This window comes from Streptomyces sp. NPDC042371 (genome assembly GCF_056437465.1).
On record NZ_JBWKAP010000002.1, the window covers coordinates 644,814 to 664,557 of the forward strand.

At 71.4% G+C, this 19,744-nt stretch carries 13 protein-coding genes and 1 riboswitch; of the genes, 6 read left to right on the forward strand and 7 right to left on the reverse strand.

Going from position 1 to position 19,744, the window contains the following annotated elements:
* The first annotated feature begins 126 nt into the window (after nt 1–126).
* The gene (locus AC068B_RS08695; RefSeq protein ID WP_478669970.1) at nt 127–1,383 is read left to right on the forward strand and encodes a helix-turn-helix domain-containing protein; all 1,257 of its coding nucleotides are present in this window, start codon (nt 127–129) and stop codon (nt 1,381–1,383) included.
* Between the two features lie 177 nt (nt 1,384–1,560).
* Here the strand turns inward: AC068B_RS08695 and sucD are convergent, their stop codons facing one another.
* The 5 genes from sucD to AC068B_RS08720 all read right to left on the reverse strand — a co-directional run bounded on the left by sucD (nt 1,561) and on the right by AC068B_RS08720 (nt 8,764).
* Complete coding sequence (gene sucD, locus AC068B_RS08700) at nt 1,561–2,445, reverse strand: succinate--CoA ligase subunit alpha (protein ID WP_356251427.1); 885 nt, start codon at nt 2,443–2,445, stop codon at nt 1,561–1,563.
* Between the two features lie 21 nt (nt 2,446–2,466).
* On the reverse strand, nt 2,467–3,645 hold the full coding sequence (gene sucC / locus AC068B_RS08705; RefSeq protein WP_478669972.1) for an ADP-forming succinate--CoA ligase subunit beta: 1,179 nt from the start codon (nt 3,643–3,645) through the stop codon (nt 2,467–2,469).
* Nucleotides 3,646–3,948: 303 nt separating this feature from the next.
* On the reverse strand, nt 3,949–5,148 hold the full coding sequence (locus AC068B_RS08710) for a VWA domain-containing protein (RefSeq protein ID WP_478669973.1): 1,200 nt from the start codon (nt 5,146–5,148) through the stop codon (nt 3,949–3,951).
* Entirely contained in the window at nt 5,145–7,613 is a 2,469-nt protein-coding gene (locus tag AC068B_RS08715) for a DUF5682 family protein (RefSeq protein ID WP_478669975.1), read from the reverse strand. The genes AC068B_RS08710 and AC068B_RS08715 overlap by 4 nt, the downstream gene beginning before the upstream one ends.
* A complete protein-coding gene (locus AC068B_RS08720) occupies nt 7,610–8,764 on the reverse strand; it encodes an ATP-binding protein (protein ID WP_478669976.1) in 1,155 nt (384 codons plus the stop codon). Before AC068B_RS08720 ends, AC068B_RS08715 begins: the two co-directional genes overlap by 4 nt.
* Before the next feature lie 153 nt (nt 8,765–8,917).
* Between AC068B_RS08720 and AC068B_RS08725 the strand changes: the two genes are divergently transcribed.
* Both AC068B_RS08725 and AC068B_RS08730 read left to right on the forward strand, forming a co-directional pair.
* Nucleotides 8,918–10,306, forward strand: a complete 1,389-nt coding sequence (locus AC068B_RS08725) for an SWIM zinc finger family protein (RefSeq protein ID WP_478669977.1) — start codon at nt 8,918–8,920, stop codon at nt 10,304–10,306.
* Between the two features lie 71 nt (nt 10,307–10,377).
* A complete protein-coding gene (locus AC068B_RS08730) occupies nt 10,378–11,952 on the forward strand; it encodes a DUF5691 domain-containing protein (protein ID WP_478670314.1) in 1,575 nt (524 codons plus the stop codon).
* A 134-nt stretch (nt 11,953–12,086) separates the two neighbouring features.
* Here the strand turns inward: AC068B_RS08730 and AC068B_RS08735 are convergent, their stop codons facing one another.
* Nucleotides 12,087–12,500 carry a coenzyme B12-dependent isobutyryl CoA mutase small subunit gene (locus AC068B_RS08735; protein WP_055569378.1) on the reverse strand — a complete coding sequence of 138 codons (414 nt, stop codon included), beginning with the start codon at nt 12,498–12,500 and terminating at the stop codon, nt 12,087–12,089.
* Between the two features lie 423 nt (nt 12,501–12,923).
* Between AC068B_RS08735 and AC068B_RS08740 the strand changes: the two genes are divergently transcribed.
* Both AC068B_RS08740 and AC068B_RS08745 read left to right on the forward strand, forming a co-directional pair.
* A complete protein-coding gene (locus AC068B_RS08740) occupies nt 12,924–13,859 on the forward strand; it encodes an esterase/lipase family protein (protein ID WP_478669979.1) in 936 nt (311 codons plus the stop codon).
* 183 nt (nt 13,860–14,042) lie between these two features.
* A complete protein-coding gene (locus tag AC068B_RS08745) occupies nt 14,043–15,476 on the forward strand; it encodes a peptidoglycan DD-metalloendopeptidase family protein (protein WP_478669981.1) in 1,434 nt (477 codons plus the stop codon).
* A gap of 21 nt (nt 15,477–15,497) precedes the next feature.
* On the opposite strand, the gene AC068B_RS08750 is transcribed toward AC068B_RS08745, so the two are convergent.
* Nucleotides 15,498–18,071: an ATP-dependent DNA helicase gene (locus AC068B_RS08750; protein WP_478669983.1), complete on the reverse strand. Its 2,574-nt coding sequence runs from the start codon at nt 18,069–18,071 to the stop codon at nt 15,498–15,500.
* Nucleotides 18,072–18,340: 269 nt separating this feature from the next.
* A riboswitch (cyclic di-AMP (ydaO/yuaA leader) is annotated at nt 18,341–18,496 on the forward strand.
* Between the two features lie 7 nt (nt 18,497–18,503).
* Between AC068B_RS08750 and AC068B_RS08755 the strand changes: the two genes are divergently transcribed.
* Nucleotides 18,504–19,712 (forward strand): C40 family peptidase, encoded by a 1,209-nt coding sequence (locus AC068B_RS08755; RefSeq protein ID WP_478669985.1) that lies wholly within the window; start codon nt 18,504–18,506, stop codon nt 19,710–19,712.
* Nucleotides 19,713–19,744 lie beyond the last annotated feature (32 nt).

Sequence of the window (19,744 nt, forward strand, 5' to 3'; positions counted from 1 at the left end):
TTTATTCCCGTAACAGGCGAATATCGGATGTGTCGCTCAATATATGTTTATGTACTTTTTCGTACGGCAGATCGGCTGCGCCCGGCCCGCCCGCCGTACGTCGGCCCACGGTGCGGAGATTCCGAGATGCCCCAGAGCCCTGCCCCGCCTCTGCCGTCCCCCAAGGAACGCCGCAGGCTGCGCGAGGCGAAGTCGCTGAGCCAGGCCGATCTCGCGGCGAAGGTCGGCGTCACTCGCGAAACGGTCCGCTCCTGGGAAACGGGTCGCACCAGCCCGCGCGGCCGCAAGCGCGAGGCGTACGCGAAGCTCCTGAACGCGGTCGCGGCGGAACAGGCAGCGGCGGAGACGGCACCGCGGAAGCCAGGGCGGGCGAAGCCCCCCGTCGGTGCCGTCGGTACCGACGGCGGCAGATCGAGATCGCGCCCCCAGCAGCCGACCAAGCGCGCGGCGAAGCCACGGACCCCGGCCCCGCTGGCGGCAGCCGCCCCCGCCGCCCACGGCCACAGCAACGGCCGCGTCCGTCCGCTGCCGGTCCGGGTGACGAAGCCCGAGGCACCCCGGGAGCCCCGGGAGCCCCGGGAGCCGGGCCTCACCCCCGCCCAGGCCTTCGACGCCCTCTGCGCAGGCTGCGCCCCCGGCCTCGTACGCCAGACGTATCTGCTCACCGGACGGCGGGGCCTCGCCCAGGAGTCGGTCGAGCGCGCCTTCCAGCTGGCCTGGCAGCGCTGGCCCGAGGTGGCGGTCGACCGGGACCCGGCCGGGTGGGTCCGCGCGGCGGCGTACGAGTACGCGATGTCCCCCTGGCACCGCTTCCGGCCCAGCCAGCGCCACCCGGACGCCCCGCCCGCGCAGCCCGCCGACCGCGCCTTCCTCGACGTACTCCTGAGCCTGCCGCCCGCCCAGCGCCGCACCCTGATGCTCTACGACGGTGTCGGCCTCGACCTGCCCGAGACCGCGGCCGAGACGGAGGCGAGCACGCCCGCCGCCGCGAACCGCCTCCTGCACGCGCGCGAGGCGATCGCCGAACGGCTGCCCGACCTGGCGGACCCCGAGGTCCTTCACCAGCGCCTCGGCGAGGTCGGCAAGGCCGAGAAACTGCGGCTCCCGAGGGCCGAACGCGTCCGCACCGGCAGCGAGCACCGCGCGCGCTTCTGGACGCGCGCCGCCATCGCGTTCACGGCGCTGATCATCGGGGCGACGGCGCTGACCCTGAAGAACGCGCCCACGCACTACGAGCCCCCACAGGCCCCCGGCCGCGCCATCAGCGGAGTACCGCCCCGCATGGGCCCGGGCCCCCTCACCTACCAGGACACCACCCTCCGCGAAAAACTCCGCGCAGAACTCACGAACGGCGAAGAACGCCTTACCCCACAGGCGGAATAGCCAGGGCGCGGGGCACATTCCAGGGGCGCGGGGAACTGCGCGACAAGCCCCCACGCACCCGCACCCGCAGCCGAAGCCGCAGCCGCAGCCGCAGCCGCAGCCGCAGCCGAAAACCAAAAAGTGGGCCCGCACCGAAAAGGCGCGGGCCCACTTTCAACACTGCTCAACCGACGGACGTCAGCCCGCCAGGATCTCGCGCGCCAGCTTCGCCGTCTCGGTCGGCGTCTTGCCGACCTTGACGCCGGCGGCCTCGAGGGCCTCCTTCTTCGCGGCGGCCGTGCCGGAGGAGCCGGAGACGATGGCGCCCGCGTGGCCCATCGTCTTGCCCTCGGGGGCGGTGAAGCCCGCGACGTAGCCGACGACCGGCTTCGTCACGTTCGCCTTGATGAAGTCCGCCGCGCGCTCCTCCGCGTCGCCGCCGATCTCGCCGATCATGACGATCAGGTCGGTGTCGGGGTCGGCCTCGAACGCCTCGAGGGCGTCGATGTGCGTCGTACCGATAACCGGGTCGCCGCCGATGCCGACGGCCGAGGAGAAGCCGATGTCACGGAGCTCGTACATCATCTGGTACGTCAGCGTGCCGGACTTCGAGACCAGGCCGATGCGGCCCGGCTTGGTGATGTCGCCCGGGATGATGCCCGCGTTCGACTGACCCGGCGTGATCAGACCCGGGCAGTTCGGGCCGATGATGCGGGTCTTGTTGCCCTTCGACTTCGCGTACGCCCAGAAGGCGGCGGAGTCGTGGACGGCGATGCCCTCGGTGATGACGACGGCGAGGGGGATCTCCGCGTCGATCGCCTCGACGACGGCGGCCTTGGAAAAGGCCGGCGGCACGAAGAGGACGGACACGTTGGCGCCCGTGGCCTCCATGGCCTCCTTGACCGTGCCGAAGACCGGCACCTCGGTGCCATCGAAGTCGACCTTCGTGCCCGCCTTGCGCGGGTTCACGCCGCCGACGATGTTGGTGCCGTCACCCAGCATGAGCTTGGTGTGCTTCATGCCCGTGGCACCGGTCATGCCCTGGACGATGACCTTGCTGTCCTTGTTGAGGAAGATAGCCATGGCTGTTCTGTCCCTCGTCCCTTACTTCGCGGCCGCGAGCTCGGCGGCCTTGTCGGCCGCGCCGTCCATGGTGTCCACACGCTGCACGAGCGGGTGGTTGGCGTCGCTCAGGATCTTGCGACCCAGCTCCGCGTTGTTGCCGTCGAGGCGCACGACCAGCGGCTTCTCGACCTTCTCGCCCTTCGAGGCGAGCAGCTCGAGGGCCTGCACGATGCCGTTGGCGACCTCGTCGCACGCGGTGATGCCACCGAAGACGTTGACGAAGACGGACTTGACGTCCGAGTCGCCGAGGATGATCTCCAGGCCGTTCGCCATGACCTCGGCGGAGGCGCCGCCACCGATGTCGAGGAAGTTGGCGGGCTTCACGCCACCGTGGTTCTCACCGGCGTACGCGACGACGTCCAGGGTCGACATGACCAGACCGGCACCGTTGCCGATGATGCCGACCTCGCCCTCGAGCTTGACGTAGTTGAGGCCCTTGGCCTTGGCGGCAGCCTCGAGCGGGTTGGCTGCCTCCTTGTCCTCGAGGGCCTCGTGGTCGGCCTGGCGGAAGTCGGCGTTCTCGTCGAGCGAGACCTTGCCGTCCAGGGCCAGGATGCGGCCGTCCTTGGTCTTCACCAGCGGGTTGACCTCGACGAGGAGCGCGTCCTCGGCGACGAAGGTGTCCCACAGGGTCACCATGGCCTCGGCGACACCCTCGGCCACGTCGGCCGGGAACTTCGCCTGGGCCACGATCTCGCGGGCCTTCTCGATGTCAACGCCCTCGACGGCGTTGACCGGGACCTTCGCGAGGGCCTCGGGGGTCTTCTCCGCGACCTCCTCGATGTCCATGCCGCCCTGCACCGACGCCATGGCGAGGAAGGTGCGGTTGGTGCGGTCGAGGAGGTACGAGACGTAGTACTCCGCCTCGATCTCCGGGGACAGCTCGGCGATCATCACCTTGTGGACCGTGTGGCCCTTGATGTCCATCCCGAGGATGTCCGTCGCGCGAGCGACGGCCTCGTCCGGGTTCGCCGCCAGCTTCACGCCGCCGGCCTTGCCGCGGCCACCGACCTTCACCTGTGCCTTGACGACCGACTTGCCGCCCAGCTTCTCGGTGGCCTCGCGCGCCGCCTCAGGCGTGTCGATGACTTCACCGGCCAGCACCGGTACACCGTGCTTGGCGAAGAGGTCCCTCGCCTGGTACTCGAACAGGTCCACGCGCGTCCGTCCCTTTTCCGTGATCTCGCTGCGATCTCGCTGCTTTGTGGTCAGCTGTCTGCGTGGGCGTGCCGCGGAGGGCAACGTGACTGCGCTGTCACAAGGGAGGCGTAGGACGGAGTCCGGTACGCGGCATGTCCGTCTCGCAGGTTATCGCCGCGGGACGTAGGTCCCTAAATCGCAGATCACATTTGGGCGGTGATGACGGTCACAGATCGCGTGGTCACCGCGGCAAAACCGGCCGCCGCCGCGGTGGCCGGGCGGCCCCTGGGGTGTCGGAGACCACCTGTTTGCTCTGGTTGCTCACGCGATCGGCAGGGGAAGTGGCCTCTTCTCGATCGCCGCGGCCATCACCTCCGGGAAGAGGTCAGGAGTGCAGGCGAAGGCGGGCGCGTCCAGTGCCGCGAGCGCCGCGGCGTGCTCGCGGTCGTACGCGGGCGTCCCCTCGTCGGAGAGTGCGAGCAACGTCACGAACTGCACTCCGGACGACTTCATCGCCGCGACCCGCTTCAGCATCTCGTTGCGTATGCCTCCTTCGTAGAGGTCGCTGATGAGGACGACGACCGTGTCGGCGGGCCGGGTGATCTGTGACTGGCAGTACGCGAGCGCACGGTTGATGTCCGTGCCGCCGCCCAGCTGTGTGCCGAACAGGACGTCCACCGGGTCGTCGAGCTGATCGGTGAGGTCGACGACGTTCGTGTCGAAGACGACGAGCCGCGTGTCGAGCGACCGCATCGAGCCGAGCACGGCACCGAACACCGAGGCGTAGACGACGGAGGCGGCCATCGACCCCGACTGGTCGATGCAGAGGATGACCTCCTTCTTCACGGACTGCGATGCCCGCCCGTACCCGACGAGCCGCTCGGGCACGATCGTCTTGTACTCCGGCAGGTAGTTCTTGAGGTTGGCCGCGATCGTGCGGTTCCAGTCGATGTCGTGGTGGCGCGGCCTGCTGACGCGGGCGCTGCGGTCGAGCGCTCCGGTGAGCGTGGAACGGGTCCGCGTCGCGAGCCGCTTCTCCAGGTCTTCGACGACCTTGCGCACGACGGCCCGCGCGGTCTCCTTGGTGGTCTCGGGCATGGCCTTGTTGAGCGAGAGCAACGTGCCCACCAGGTGCACGTCCGCCTCGACGGCCTCCAGCATCTCCGGCTCCAGGAGGAGCGTGGAGAGCCCCAGCCGGTCGATGGCGTCGCGCTGCATGACCTGCACGACGGAGGAGGGGAAGTACGTCCGGATGTCCCCGAGCCAGCGCGCCACGGACGGCGCCGACGCCCCCAGCCCCGCGGACCGCTCCCGCCCCCGGGCACCCGTCTCCTCCCTCGCTCCCCCGTACAACGCACCGAGGGCACCATCCATAGCCGCGTCCCGCCCCCCAAGCACACACCCCGTCCCGTCGCCCCCTTCACCCCCCAACACAAGCCGCCACCGCCGCATCCGCTCATCGGCAACACCAGGTTCTCCTGTCACCTTGGCCACCCCGGCTCCCCTGGTCACCCCGTTCATCCCGCCACCCCCATGTAGTCGTCGCTGTAGGACTCCGCTGCCCGCGTCCCCGCTTCCGCTTCTCTGCGCCGCCCCGCCTCCGCTTCTGTTTCCGCCTCAGCCTCTCCATCCGGATCCGCCCCCGTCGGCAGGCCGAGAAGCAGGCGCACGATCGGCACGACCGCGTCCGCGCGCGTGGGGTCGAGTTCCCCGGCGAAACCGGGCAGTCCCCCTGCGTCCGCGTCCGCGCCACCGGTGCCGGTCCCGGCAGGGCCCCCCATCGGCCCCCTCCGCACCAACTCCCCCAACGTCCGCCGCACCCCCGGCTCGTACGCCGAGAACGTGCGTCGCAGCAGCGGCAGTACGTCGGTGAAGGCGCCGTCCGACACCCCGCTCAGCCAGTCGTCGACCAGCCCCAGCAGCCGCTCGTCGTGCACTAGCAGCATCCCGCCCCCGGAGCCGCCCCCGACGAACCCCTCGATCCAGGCGGCTCCTTCGGCGGGCGCGCTCCCCCGGGACAGCGCGAGCCCCATGAGCCGGGCGACTTCCTCGTCCCCCAGTTCCCCGCCGTCCAGCAGCAGCCGCACGCAACGCCCCCGCACGACCCCGGCGACGGAATCCCGCTGAGCGAGCGCCCTCAGTACGGAGTGCCACCGCGCGCGGACCCCGTGCGCCGCACCCGCACCCTCCGAGCGGCCCGGGCCGAACTCCCCGAGCAGGCCCACCGCCTGGTGCACCGCGTCGACGTGCCGCCGCATCTCCAGGGCCGCGTCCGCGTCCAGCCCCGCGCACGCGGGCGGCAACCCGACGAAGATCCGCTCGGCGAGCCCGAGGGCGACCTCACCGAGGGCCTCCGTGCCCGTCCCCCGGACATCCCCGTACCGAAGGGACCGCACCAGCGCGGGCAGCGCCTGCGCGAGGTGCCCGACGTCCGCGTCCAGCGCCGCCCGGTCCGCCAGCACCCGCATCACCACGGGCAACGCGTCCGACAGCTCCGCCAGCAGGCACCGCTCGGCGAGCGCCGTGACGTCGGCGAGCGCCCCCGCGTCGACCGCGTCGGACGACGCCTTGCCCGTGGCCGCGCCCAGGACCGTGGTCCCCCACACCCCCGCCTCGGCGACCCGCACGGCGAGCTCCGGCTCCCACCGCAGCCGCCAGGTCTCCCGGAACGTCCCCGTACTCCCCCGGGACGCCACCGGCTCGCCCCAGCCGATGCCGAGGAGCCGCAGCCGGTGCAGCAGCCTGCTGCGCCCGGCGTCCGTCTCCTTGCGGAGGTCGAGCTCCAACTCCCGCTCCAGCGCCTCCGGTTTGAGCCGCAGCCTGCGCTGCAGCTTCGTGAGGTCCCGCTGCAACGGCACCGCGGGCGCCGCCTCGGGCACCTCGCCCAGCACGTCCCCGACGACGAGCTTGTCGTGCACGAGCGCGAGCGGTACGTCCGAGCCCTCGCACAGCACCGCCCGCACCGCATCGGTCGTCTCGGTGAGCCCGGCCAGCGGCCTCCCCCGCATCGCGGCCAGCGTGTCGGCGAGCCGCACCGCCTCGATGACGTGCGCGGACGAGACGAGCCTGTCCTCGTCGCGCAGCAGCCGGGCGACCTTCGTCAACCAGCGCTCGACGGGCCGGTCGGGCGCGTCGAACAGGTGGGCGTACCACCCGGGCGAGGTGATCCCCGCCCCGTACCCGCTGGCGCGCGAGAGCCGACGGTGGGTCCACGGCACCCACGTCATCTCGGCCTTCACCTTGGGCAGCCCCTTGAGCAGGGCACGGTCGGCGGCCACGGTGGTCTTCTGCCGCAGCGCGGGAACGTGCCACGCCCCGCAGACCACGGCGACCCGCTCGGGCCCGAACTCCCGTTGCGCGGCCCGCACCTGGAGCCTCATGTACGCCTCGCGCACGAGGTCACGGGCGTGCCCCCCGTCCCCGTTGGCCTCGCGCAGCGCCCCCATCGCCTCGCCCAGCGCCTCGAACGGAGCGAACGCGTCGTCGGCCGCCCCCCGGTGCTCGACGACGTCCTCCCACCAGCGCTCGGGGTCGTCGTAGCCCGCGGTCTCGGCGAGGACACCGAGAGGGTCGACCCGCACGTCCCCCTCGTCCCCGCCCTCGCTCTCCCCCTCATCCCCGTCCCCCTCGTCCCCGCCCTCCGCGCGGAGGGCGAGCGAGTGCGCCGCAGGCAGGTCGATGAAGCGCACCGGCACCCCGTGCCGGAGGGCCCATCGGATGGCGACCCATTCCGGCGAGAACCCGGCGAGCGGCCAGAACGCCGAACGGCCCGGCTCGTCCACCACGTGCGCGAGCAGCGCGACCGGCGGCCGCATCCCCTCGTCGGCGGCCAGCTCCACCAGGGCGTCGGCCTCCGGCGGCCCCTCCACGAGGACGACGCCCTGGTGGAGGGACCGCCTCGCGTCGAGCGCGGCCCGCACGGCACGCGCCGATCCCGGACCGTGGTGCCGCACCCCGAGCAGCAGCGGCTCCTGCGCCCCCGTCATGCGCTCACCTCTCGGCACGCGCGGTAGAAGTCCTTCCAGCCGTCGCGCTCACGCACGACCGCTTCGAGGTACTCCTGCCAGATCACCCGGTCCGCCGCCGGGTCGCGGACGACCGCGCCGAGGATGCCCGCCGCGATGTCGCCCGCGCGCAGGACGCCGTCTCCGAAGTGGGCGGCCAGAGCCAGGCCGTTGGTGACGACGGAGATCGCCTCGGCCGTGGACAGCGTGCCGCTGGGCGACTTCAGCTTCGTACGCCCGTCCGCCGTGACGCCGTCGCGCAGTTCGCGGAAGACGGTGACGACACGCCGTATCTCGTCGATGCCCTCGGGGCCTGCGGGCAGGTCGAGGGAGCGGCCGATCTGGTCGACGCGGCGCGAGACGATGTCGACCTCGGCGTCGGCGCTCTCCGGCAGCGGCAGGACGACGGTGTTGAAGCGGCGGCGCAGGGCGCTCGACAGGTCGTTGACGCCGCGGTCGCGGTCGTTGGCCGTGGCGATGAGGTTGAAGCCGCGCACGGCCTGCACCTCCTGACCCAGCTCCGGAATGGGCAGCGTCTTCTCCGACAGGATCGTGATCAGCGTGTCCTGCACGTCCGCCGGGATACGGGTCAGCTCCTCGACGCGCGCCGTCATGCCCTCGGCCATCGCCCGCATGACGGGGCTGGGCACGAGCGCGTCGCGGCTGGGGCCGTGGGCGAGCAGCTGGGCGTAGTTCCAGCCGTACCGGATGGCTTCCTCGGGGGTGCCCGCCGTGCCCTGCACGAGCAGCGTCGAGTCGCCGCTGACCGCGGCCGCGAGGTGCTCGGACACCCAGGTCTTGGCCGTGCCCGGCACGCCGAGCAGGAGCAGGGCGCGGTCAGTGGCGAGGGTGGTGACGGCGACCTCGACGATGCGGCGCGGTCCCACGTACTTCGGCGAGATCACTGTGCCGTCGGGCAGGGTCCCGCCGAGCAGGTAGGTGGCGACGGCCCACGGCGAGAGCTTCCAGCGCTGCGGGCGCGGCCGGTCGTCCTGCGCGGCCAGCGCGGCCAGTTCGGCGGCGAAGGCGTCCTCGGCGTGTGGCCGGAGCACCTGCGCGGCGTCGGCGGAACCGGGCGCGGGCGCCGACGGATTCGCGGTCGCGGACGTCGTCGAGTCGACGGAAACGGTCATGGAGCGATCCCCCTCCAGCTCGTCCGGACGCATCTGGCCCGGCGATGTTCCCACCGTGCACCACGCCACTGACAATCGACCTTCGCACGCCGCTGAGCTGCACAAATGCGCGGCACCGAACCGATTGTCAGTGGTGGCACCTACCTTCGAGACATGACTCAGCAGGGGGTGCGCTGGACGGCGGATCAGGTGCTCGCACTGGCTCCTGACGCCCCGTCACGCAAGGCGGGAAGCAAACTCGGCGTCGCCGGCCCTTGGTCGGAGGCGGGCAGTTCTGACGAGGGGACGGTGTGGGGGCTGTGCAAGGGCAGTGGCAGCAAGCCGTATCAGACGGTCGTCGACATCGCGGACGCCGCGGGCCCGGCGTACAAATGCAGTTGCCCGAGCCGCAAGTTCCCGTGCAAGCACGCGCTGGGGCTGCTGCTGGTCTGGGCGGGCGCGGACGGCACCGTGCCGCCGGGCGGGGAGCCACCGGCCTGGGCCGAGGCGTGGCTGGCGACGCGCCGCAAAAGAGCGGAGACCAAGCGGAGTTCGGCCACCACGCCCGCTGCCTCCGCCACGGCCGACCCTGAGGCGGCGCGCAGGCGGGCGGAGAAGCGGGCCGAGCGCATCACCGCGGGGGCGACGGAGCTGGAACAGCGCCTGGCCGACCTGATCCGCGGCGGCACGGCATCGGCCGAGCAGTCGGGGTACGGACTGTGGGAGGAGACGGCGGCCCGCATGGTCGACGCCCAGGCCCCGGGACTGGCGGCAAGAGTCCGCGAGTTGGGTGCCATCCCGTCCTCGGGATCCGGCTGGCCCGTGCGTCTTCTGGAGGAGTGTGCACTGCTCCACCTGCTCGACCAGGGCTGGCTCCACCGCGACCGGCTGCCTGCCGGGCTGGCGGCGACGGTCCGTTCCCGGGTCGGTCTGCCCGCCCGGCCGGAGGGCCTGCCGGTGCGGGACCGCTGGCTGGTCCTCGCCCAGTACGACACGGCGGACAGCAGACTCACCACGCGCCGCATATGGCTGTACGGCACGGATTCCGGCCGCACCGCGCTCCTTCTCTCCTACGGGGCGGCGGGTCGTGCGCCCGCGCTCGCGCTGCCGGTGGGCCTGGTGCTCGATGCCGAGGTGACCGGGTATCCGGGCGCGGGGCAGCTGCGGGCTGACCTGGGCGAGCAGTTCACGGCGCCGACGCCCGCCACGCACCGGCCACCGGGCGTGCGTCCGGAGGAGGCGACCGCTCGCTACGGCGCGGCGCTCCAGGACGACCCCTGGCTGGAGTCCTGGCCGGTGACGCTCGCCGAAGTGATACCGACCCGGACCCAGGACTCCTGGCAACTGGCCGACCCGACAGACGACTCGGCCCTCCCCCTCGCACCGTCCGCCGCATCCCGGCCCGGCCTGTGGCGTCTGGTCGCCCTGTCCGGGGGCGCACCACTGACGGTGTTCGGCGAGTGCGGCCACCAAGGCTTCACACCACTGGCGGCCTGGCCGAAGGGCTCAGGAGAGCAAGCCTCAGGAGAGACGTACGCAGGAGAGACGGTGTCGCTGTGCTGAAGAACGCACGACAGGAAACCACCCCGCCCACCGCACACCCCGCTCCCGCCGCACCCCCCTCCTGGGACGACCTGGTCACGGCGGCCTTGCTGGGCACCGAGCGCCGCGCACTGCCGACCGACGTGCACACTCCCGGCAAGGAGGCGCCGATCGCGCTCCTGGACGCGGCGGCGCTGCACACGGTGCGCCGCAGGGCGGGACTGCGCCCGGCCCCGGCCGCCGCACCGCCCGAGCCCGCGGCGGACGACCCCAGGCCACCGGTGCCCCCCGCGGCCAGGCGCAGGCTCGCGACGCTGCTCACCGATCAGGCCGGTTCCGGCGGCGGCGGTCGCAGGGGCGCGTCCCCCGACCTGATGGAGCTCCTGCCCCAGTGGCTGGCCCTGGCCAACGCGCGGGGGTACGGCGCCCCGCCCGAACTGCTGCCCGCGCTCCTGAACGCGGCCCGAGGCCGCACGGATCTGCGTCCCCAGGCCCTCACCTTCGCGGGCCCCCGGGCTCTGTGGCTGGCCCGTCTGAACCCCGACTGGAAGTTCGCGCTCCGCGCCACCCCGGGAGGCGGCGTGGCCCTCCCGTCCACGGATGACGCTCCGAAGGTCCAACAGCTGTGGGAGGAGGGCCTCTTCGCCGAGCGCGTCGCCCTCCTCACCGCGCTCCGCGCGTACGACGCCCGAGCGGCCCTGGACCTGCTCACGTCCACGTGGTCGACGGAGCGGGCGGAGGACCGCCTGATGTTCCTCGACTCCCTGCGCACCGGCCTGTCCGCCGCGGACGAGCCGTTCCTGGAGCAGGCCCTCACCGACCGCAGCCGCAACGTCCGCTGCACGGCGGCGGAGCTGCTGTCCGCCCTCCCCGACTCGGCCCTGGCAGGCAGGATGTCGACCCGCGCAGCCTCCTGTGTGGCCGTCGACCACACCTCCGACGCACCGACCCTCACGGTGGAGGCGCCGCACGAGTGCGACGCGGGCATGGAACGGGACGGCGTCACGCCCAAGCCCCCCACCGGCCGCGGCGAACGCTCCTGGTGGCTCGGCCAGTTGGTGGAGTCGGCCCCGCTCAGCACCTGGCAGCCCCGGCTCGGCAACCGCACGCCGACCGAGATCGTTGCGCTCCCGGTGGCCGACGACTGGCGGAGCGAGCTGCACGCCGCCTGGTGCCGTGCGGCGGTACGCCAGCGGGACGTGGCCTGGTCCAGGGCGCTGCTCGGCACCCCGGCGGCGCCCGACGCCGCGGGCCCGGGCGCGGTGTCGCTCGCCGAACGCGCCAAGCTCCTCGCCTCGCTGCCCGCCGCCGAACGGGCGGAGTGGGTAGCCGGTTTCATCGCGGCACACGGCCTGTCGGAGGCGTTCCAGCTGCTCGGCGTCTGCGCGGTCCCCTGGGCCGGGCCGCTGGGCCGCGCGGTGGTGGACTCCCTGAACATCGCCAGGGACGCGGGAAGTTACCCCTGGAGCTTCAGCGGCGTGATGGGCCTCGCGGAGCGCTGCCTGGACCCGTCGGAGGCGGTCCGCCTGGACGCGCTCACCGCGATCCCCGACGAGCCGGAGAACGCGTCACCGGGCGCGGGCGGCTACTGGTCGGAGGCGTTCCAGCGCCTCGTGACCACCCTTCGCCTACGCGCAGCGATACGCGACGAACTCCCGCCGCCGTGAAGCCTGTGACGGCCGTGAAGCATGTGACGGCCGTGTCACTCGTAACGGCCGTGGACCCCGTGACGCAGGGGCAGCGAGTACGGACATGTGCCCGCGGCCCCGCGCCCCCGCGCGTACGACTGAACCAGAGGGGGTCAGACGGCGGCCTGGCGCACGTTTCCGCGGACCCACTCCACGATCGACGTGGTGGTGGCCCCGGGCGTGAAGATCTCCGCGACACCCTTCTCCTTGAGCGGCGCGATGTCCGCCTCAGGGATGATGCCGCCGCCGAACACCTTGATGTCCTCCGCGTCCCGCTCCTTCAGAAGCTCCAGCACGCGCGCGAACAACGTGTTGTGCGCCCCCGAAAGGATGGAGAGCCCGATCGCGTCGGCGTCCTCCTGGATCGCGGTGTCCACCACCTGCTCGGGCGTCTGGTGCAGCCCGGTGTAGATGACCTCCATACCGGCGTCACGCAACGCCCGCGCAATGACCTTGGCCCCGCGGTCGTGCCCGTCGAGCCCCGGCTTGGCGACGACCACGCGGATCGGCCCGGCTGCCACACCCATCACTGCCTCCATGTACCGATATCCGTACCGACAACAGTCTGTCCCGGCACAGATACCCCGCACCGCACCGGCCGGGGAAGTAAACGAACGTTATCCCCAGCATCGCGCAAGCGGCAGTTTCACGGTGGAGAGCGAGGGGGAAATCACACGTGGGACACGTTCGCTGCGCGCCCATCCGCAACCGAGGGGTTCACGCTCCGCGTCCGGACCAGGCGCGAGGGGAGCCGCAACGAGACGCCGGGACACCACGCCGTCAGCCGCACGGCATGGTGATTCCGCACATCGGCGATGCAACGGGGGCACGGGGTCACCAGTGAACGGTGGCCGGGATCGCCATCGCACAGCCGTCTCCTCGGCCACGACTCCCCCTAGGGCACACGGGGGACAGAGGCGTCCTCCCGTGCGCCAATCGGGAGGTCGACGATGCCGTTCACAGGGACCCGCCCCTTTCGCCCGCTCGGCTCACTGCTGCCGAGAATCCTCGGCCTCGCCCCACTGCCCTCGCGCCCATCCCTCCCCGCGCTGCCGTCCCTCCCTGCGCTGCCTGCGCTGCCTGCCAAGGTCGCCGGTCTCTCCATCGCCCTCCTGAAAGCGACGGCCTTGGAGCTGACGATCCTCGCGGGCCACCTCCTCCTCTATCCCTCGGGCATCACCCAGGAACGCAGGGCCACCCCCGTCCAGCCGCCCCCAGGCGCCCCCCGCCTCCCGGCGGACGGCAGGCCACCGGTGCTCCTCCTGCACGGCTTCATCGACAACCGCTCCGTGTTCGTACTGCTCCGCCGCACCCTGGCCCAGCACGGCGGCCGCCGTGTGGAGTCCCTCAACTACTCCCCGCTGACCTGCGACATCCGGGGCGCCGCCGAGCTGCTCGGCCGCCATGTCGAGGAGCTCTGCGAACGCACGGGACACGCCCGGGTGGACGTCGTCGGGCACAGCCTCGGCGGCCTGATCGCCCGCTACTACGCGCAGCGGCTCGGCGGTGATGTCCGCGTCCGCACCCTGGTCACGCTCGGCACACCGCACGCGGGCACCCGCGTCGTGCCGCTCGCGAACGCGCACCCGATCGTCCGGCAGATGCGTCCCGGCTCCGACGTGATCGAGGAGCTCAAGGAACCGGCGCCGGGCTGCCGCACGCAGTTCGTGAGCTTCTGGAGCGATCTGGACCAGATCATGGACCCGTTGGAGACGGCCTGCGTCGACCACCCCGATCTGACCGCGCAGAACGTCCGCGTGACCGGAATCGGCCATCTCGCCCTGCCGGTGCACCCCGCGGTCGCGAACGGGATCCGTCAGGCACTCGACCTGGCGAACCCGGGAGCCGACGCCAAGAGCGCGCCGGGCGGGCTGACGGTCGCCTGAACCGCCACATCTATCGAACGGATCTCGAACGCAGGGCCAAGGCTGTGCCCGCAGTCCGCCGAAAGGCGGCCGAATGCCCGTTTCCTGAAACCACGAAACCTGCCGAAGATTGTCGCGCCCGTATACCGCCGGGTACAGTCACCGCACTGCTCTGCCCCTGCTGCCGAGGCGAAAGAGAAGTTGGTGAACGACCGTCACCCGTCGGGGAGCTCGATCCCCCCGTCCTCGGCACCCGGCGCCGACTACGCGCACTACGCGACGTACGACCAACAGAGTGCCCAGCACAACGGCTACGGCTACGACACCCATTCCACCGGCAGCTTCGACACCGGGACGTTCGCGACCGACCCCCTCTTCGGCGACATGCCGGGCGGCGGCCACGACACGGGCCAGTGGGCGACCACGGGCTCCCAGCAGACGGCCACCTACGACGCGTACGCGGCGCAGTACTACGCCGCTACGTACGACTCAGGCAGCTACGACACCGGCTCGATGTGGTCGACCGGCGGCTATCAGCAGGTCGCCGACATTCCGTCGCAGCCGGGCCCCGACTCCACGGGCCAGTGGGACACCACCGCCTGGAACCAGGCCCCGTCGGACGGCCCGCAGACCGGTCAGTGGGACACGCAGACCTTCGACACCGGTGCGTACGACGCGACGGCGTGGAACTCGCCCGACGCGCACGGCACCCAGGAGGCGCACGACGCGCCCGACCTGCTCGGCGCCCCCGTTCCGCACGACGCGGCCCAGCCGTACGAGACCGACGCCGACACCGACACCGCGTACGACCCCGCGGACCCCGAGTCGGCAGCGGACTCCCGCAGTGCCGCGCCCCGCGCCTCCCGCGGGAAGCGCGGCGGACCCGCCGGGGACAGCCGGTCGAGGACCCGCCGCCGCACCCCCGCCAAACGCTCCGCCCTCCTCACCGTCGCGGTGCCCTCGGCCTGTGTGATGGGCGTCGCCGGAGTGGCCGCCGCCTCCGTGGGCAACTTCGGCGGGGACGACACCAAGGAGACGACGGCGTCGGCCCCGGACCCCACGTCCGTGCAGCCCTCCGCCGCCAACAACAAGCTGGACACCCAGCTGGCGAACCTCTCCGCGGACGCGGGCGACTTCGCGGACCGCGCGAGCCGCACGCAGGAACGTATCGACCTCAAGGCCGAGAAGGCGGCCGCCGAGAAGAAGGCGGCGGCGGAGGCGGCGCGCAAGGAGCGGCTGCGGCCCAAGTTCGCCCTGCCGGTCAAGCAGCACGGCCTCAGCGCGCAGTTCGGCCAGGCGGGCGTCAACTGGATGTCAGCGCACTCCGGAATCGACTTCCCGGTGTCCTACGGCACCGAGGTCCTCGCCGCGACCGACGGCACCGTCTCCACGAAGTGGAACAGCGCCTACGGCAACATGGCGATCGTCACCGCGAAGGACGGCACGGAGACGTGGTACTGCCACCTCTCCACGCACAAGATCTCCAGCGGTCCCGTGAAGGCGGGCGAGGCCATCGCCTTCTCCGGGAACTCCGGCAACTCCACGGGCCCCCACCTGCACTTCGAGGTGCGGCCCGCCGGCGGCTCGGCGATCGACCCGCTGCCGTGGCTGCGCAGCCACGGCCTCGACCCGACGTAACTCCGGCCGCCGCGGCCCGCGTTACAACTTCTCCACCGGCGCATACCGCAGCAGGAGACGCTTCGGCTTGGGCTCGCCGAAGTCCACCGTCGCCTCGGCGTTCGACCCCGTCCCCTTCACCCCGACCACGGTCCCGAGACCGAACTGGTCGTGCGTGACACGGTCACCGACGGCGAGCGACACCACCGGCTTCTCCGACGCGCGGCGCGTGGCGAAGCCTTGCGCGCCGCCGGAACGCGAGCGCGACGAGGACAGCGACGAGGCGATGCCCGCGGCAGGTCCGGACGAGGCCGGTGCGCCGACCGAGCCGGTCCGCTTCCAGTCCAGGTGCGCGTCCGGGATCTCCTCCAGGAAGCGGGACGGCGGGTTGTACGACGGCTGGCCCCAGGCGCTGCGCATCGAGGACCGCGTCAAGTAGAGCCGTTCACGCGCGCGCGTGATGCCCACGTACGCAAGGCGACGCTCCTCCTCCAGCTCCTTGACCTGCCCGAGAGAGCGCATGTGCGGGAAGACGCCGTCCTCCATGCCGGTCAGGAACACGACGGGGAATTCGAGGCCCTTGGCGGTGTGCAGGGTCATGAGCGTGATGACTCCGGAGCCGTCGTCCTCCTCGTCGGGGATCTGGTCGGAGTCGGCGACCAGGGCGACACGCTCCAGGAAGTCCGAGAGCGTACCGGCCGGAGCCGCACCCTCACCCGGATCGCCCTCACCCTCGCCCGCGTCACCCGCGCCCGCTTCGCCCTCTGCCTGAGCGCCGTCCGCCACCTGAGCGTCGTCCGCCGCCTGACTGCCGTCCGCCGCCTGGCCGTTGTTGTCCTGCTCGAACTCCAGCGCCACGGCGGCGAGCTCCTGGAGGTTCTCGATGCGGGTCTCGTCCTGCGGGTCGGTCGAGGCCTGCAACTCGGCGAGATAGCCGGTCCGTTCGAGCACGGCTTCCAGGACGACGGCCGGGCCCGCACCGGACTCGACGATGGTCCGCAGCTCCTCCATGAGCGTGTTGAAGCGCCGGACGGCGTTGGTCGAGCGGGCCGCCATTCCGTACGCCTCGTCGACGCGGCGCAGCGCCTGCGGGAAGGAGATCTTCTCGCGCTGCGCGAGCGCGTCGATCATGGCTTCGGCGCGGTCGCCGATGCCCCTCTTCGGCACGTTGAGGATGCGGCGCAGCGGGACCGCGTCCTCGGGGTTGGCGAGAACACGCAGGTAGGCCAGCACATCGCGGACCTCCTTGCGCTCGTAGAAGCGGACTCCGCCGACGACCTTGTAGGGCAGGCCGACGCGGATGAAGATCTCTTCGAAGACACGGGACTGGGCGTTCGTCCGGTAGAAGATCGCCACGTCGCCGGACTTGGCGTCGCCCGCGTCGGTGAGGCGGTCGATCTCGTCGGCGACGAACTGGGCCTCGTCGTGCTCGGTGTCGGCGACGTATCCGGTGATGCGTGCGCCCGCGCCCTGGTTGGTCCACAGGTTCTTGGGGCGGCGGCTCTCGTTCCGCTCGATGACCGCGTTCGCGGCGGTCAGGATCGTCTGCGTGGAGCGGTAGTTCTGCTCCAGGAGGATCGTCGTCGCGTCCGCGTAGTCCTCCTCGAACTGGAGGATGTTGCGGATGGTGGCGCCACGGAAGGCGTAGATCGACTGGTCGGCGTCGCCCACCACGCAGAGCTCGGCGGGGTCGTCCCCCTCGCCTCCGGAGGGCCCGACCAGCTCGCGCACCAGTGCGTACTGGGCGTGGTTGGTGTCCTGGTACTCATCGACCATGACGTGCCGGAAGCGGCGCCTGTAGTGCTCGGCGACGTCCGGGAAGGCGCGCAGCAGATGGACCGTCGTCATGATCAGGTCGTCGAAGTCCATCGCGTTCGCCTCGCGGAGGCGCGACTGGTACATCGCGTAGGCCTGGGCGAGGGTCTTCTCGAAGCCGTCGGCGGCCTGACCTGCGAAGTCCTCTTCGTCGATCAGCTCGTTCTTCAGGTTCGAGATCTTGGCGCTGAAGGACTTCGGCGGGAACTTCTTCGGGTCGAGGTCCAGGTCACGGCAGACCAGGGCCATGAGGCGCTTGGAGTCGGCGGCGTCGTAGATCGAGAAGGAGGACGTGAAGCCCAGCTTCTTGTACTCACGGCGGAGGATACGGACGCAGGCGCTGTGGAAGGTGGACACCCACATCGCGTTCGCCCGGGGGCCCACGAGCTGCTCGACCCGCTCCTTCATCTCGCCCGCGGCCTTGTTCGTGAAGGTGATCGCGAGGATCTGGCCGGGGTGCACGCCGCGCTCGGCGAGCAGGTGCGCGATGCGGTGGGTCAGCACGCGGGTCTTGCCGGATCCGGCACCGGCGACGATGAGCAGCGGGGAACCTGCGTGCACGACCGCCGCGCGCTGGTTCTCGTTCAGCCCGTCCAGGAGCGTCGCCGGGTCGATGACCGGGCGCGGGGCGCCGTCGCGGTAATGCGAATCCCGGGTCATGGGCGCGTCGAACTTCCCGTCGAACAGGTCGTCCGGAATGGGTTCCGGAGCGCTGTCCTCGGGCGGCGGCGGGGGCGCTTCGTCCGTGGCCCGGGAGGGCTGCAGGTCCGCCAGGAAGCTGTCATCAAAGAGGCTGCTCATCGCCTCCCGAGTCTAGGCGGCCCCACTGACAACCCGCTGCGGGTTCCGGACACCCCCGCGATCCTGACTCCCCGCACATGGACGATCGCATTCCGCTATGGTGTCTCACCGCGGGCCGCGGGCCGTGTCTCAGGGCTCAGGTCTCGGGTCTCGTAAAGTCACGAAAATGTATCGGGCATATCGAACATCAACCTTCACACGGGCCACACGAGTTGGCTAGCGTGCCCGACGGGCCACTCGTCCCCCCACCGGCGAACCCCGCCGGGAACGGGCGGCCTCCGCCGAGTCCGACATGGTCGGAGCCGGGGACCCACCGAGACCTTGGGGTGAATCGGTCCCGTACGAAGTACGGGACTGTAGGGCAGCCTTCCGAACCAACCGCCCGAACCCGACAGCTAACCCGGTAGGCGGTCTACGGAAGGAGTCGCCTCCTTGGCGTCGCACCGCAAGCCGCGGAACCGGACGGCCGGCCTACGCACGGCCCCCGCCCTCGGCATCACGACGGCAGCCCTCACCTCCGTCGCCCTCCTGTCGCAGAGCGCACAGGCAGCGCCCTCCGCGCCGACGAAGCCCAGCCTCGAAGAGGTACAGAAGAAGGTCGACGAGCTCTACCAGCAGGCGGGTGTAGCCACCCAGAAGTACAACTCGGCCAAGGAGCACACCGATAAGCAGCGCAAGAAGGTCGACCGGCTGCTCGACGACGTGGCCAAGCGCACCGACAAGCTGAACGACGCGCGCAAGGAGCTCGGCTCCTTCGCCGCGGCGCAGTACCGCACCGGCGCCGTCTCCGAGACGGCGACGATGATGCTCGCCAACGATCCGCAGGGCTACTTCGACCAGAACCATCTGGCGGACCGGCTGACCACGCGCCAGAAGAAGGCGGTCGACGCCTACCAGATGGAGCAGGCGTCGGCGACGAAGCAGCGCACGAAGGCCGCGAAGAGCCTCAAGACGCTGACCGACTCGCGGGACGACCTCAGGACGAGCAAGCAGACGGTCCAGAAGAAGCTGGGCGACGCGCGCGAGATGCTCTCGAAGCTGACCGCCGAGGAGAAGGCGCGGCTCGCGGAGATCGAGCGGAAGAAGAAGCAGGAGGCCAAGCGCAAGGCCGAGAAGCTGGCGCGCGAGCAGGCCGCCGAGGCGGAGCGCAAGCGCAAGGCGGAGGAGGCGGCCCAGCGGGAGAAGGAGCGGGACGGCGGCCAGGACTCCGGTTCCGGTTCCGACGCGGGTTCGGGCTCCGGTTCCGGCTCAGGTTCCGGTTCGGGCTCCGGGAGCCCGGACGGCGGCTACGCCACCAAGGCCGCGAAGGTCATCTCCTTCGCGGAGGCCCAGATCGGCAAGCCGTACGTCTGGGGCGCCACCGGCCCCGACTCCTACGACTGCTCCGGGCTCACCCAGGACGCGTGGAAGGCCGCGGGGATCTCCCTGCCGCGCACCACGTGGGACCAGGTGAAGGTCGGCACGACGGTGAAGACCGCCGACGCCAAACCGGGTGACCTGGTGTTCTTCTACGACGACATCAGTCACGTGGGGATCTACATCGGCAACGGCAAGATGATCCACGCCCCGAAGCCGGGCGCGAACGTCCGCGTCGAGTCGATCTACTACATGCCGATCCACAGCGTGGTGCGCCCCGCCTGACGACGAAGCGCCCCGCAGGAAAGAACCGCTCT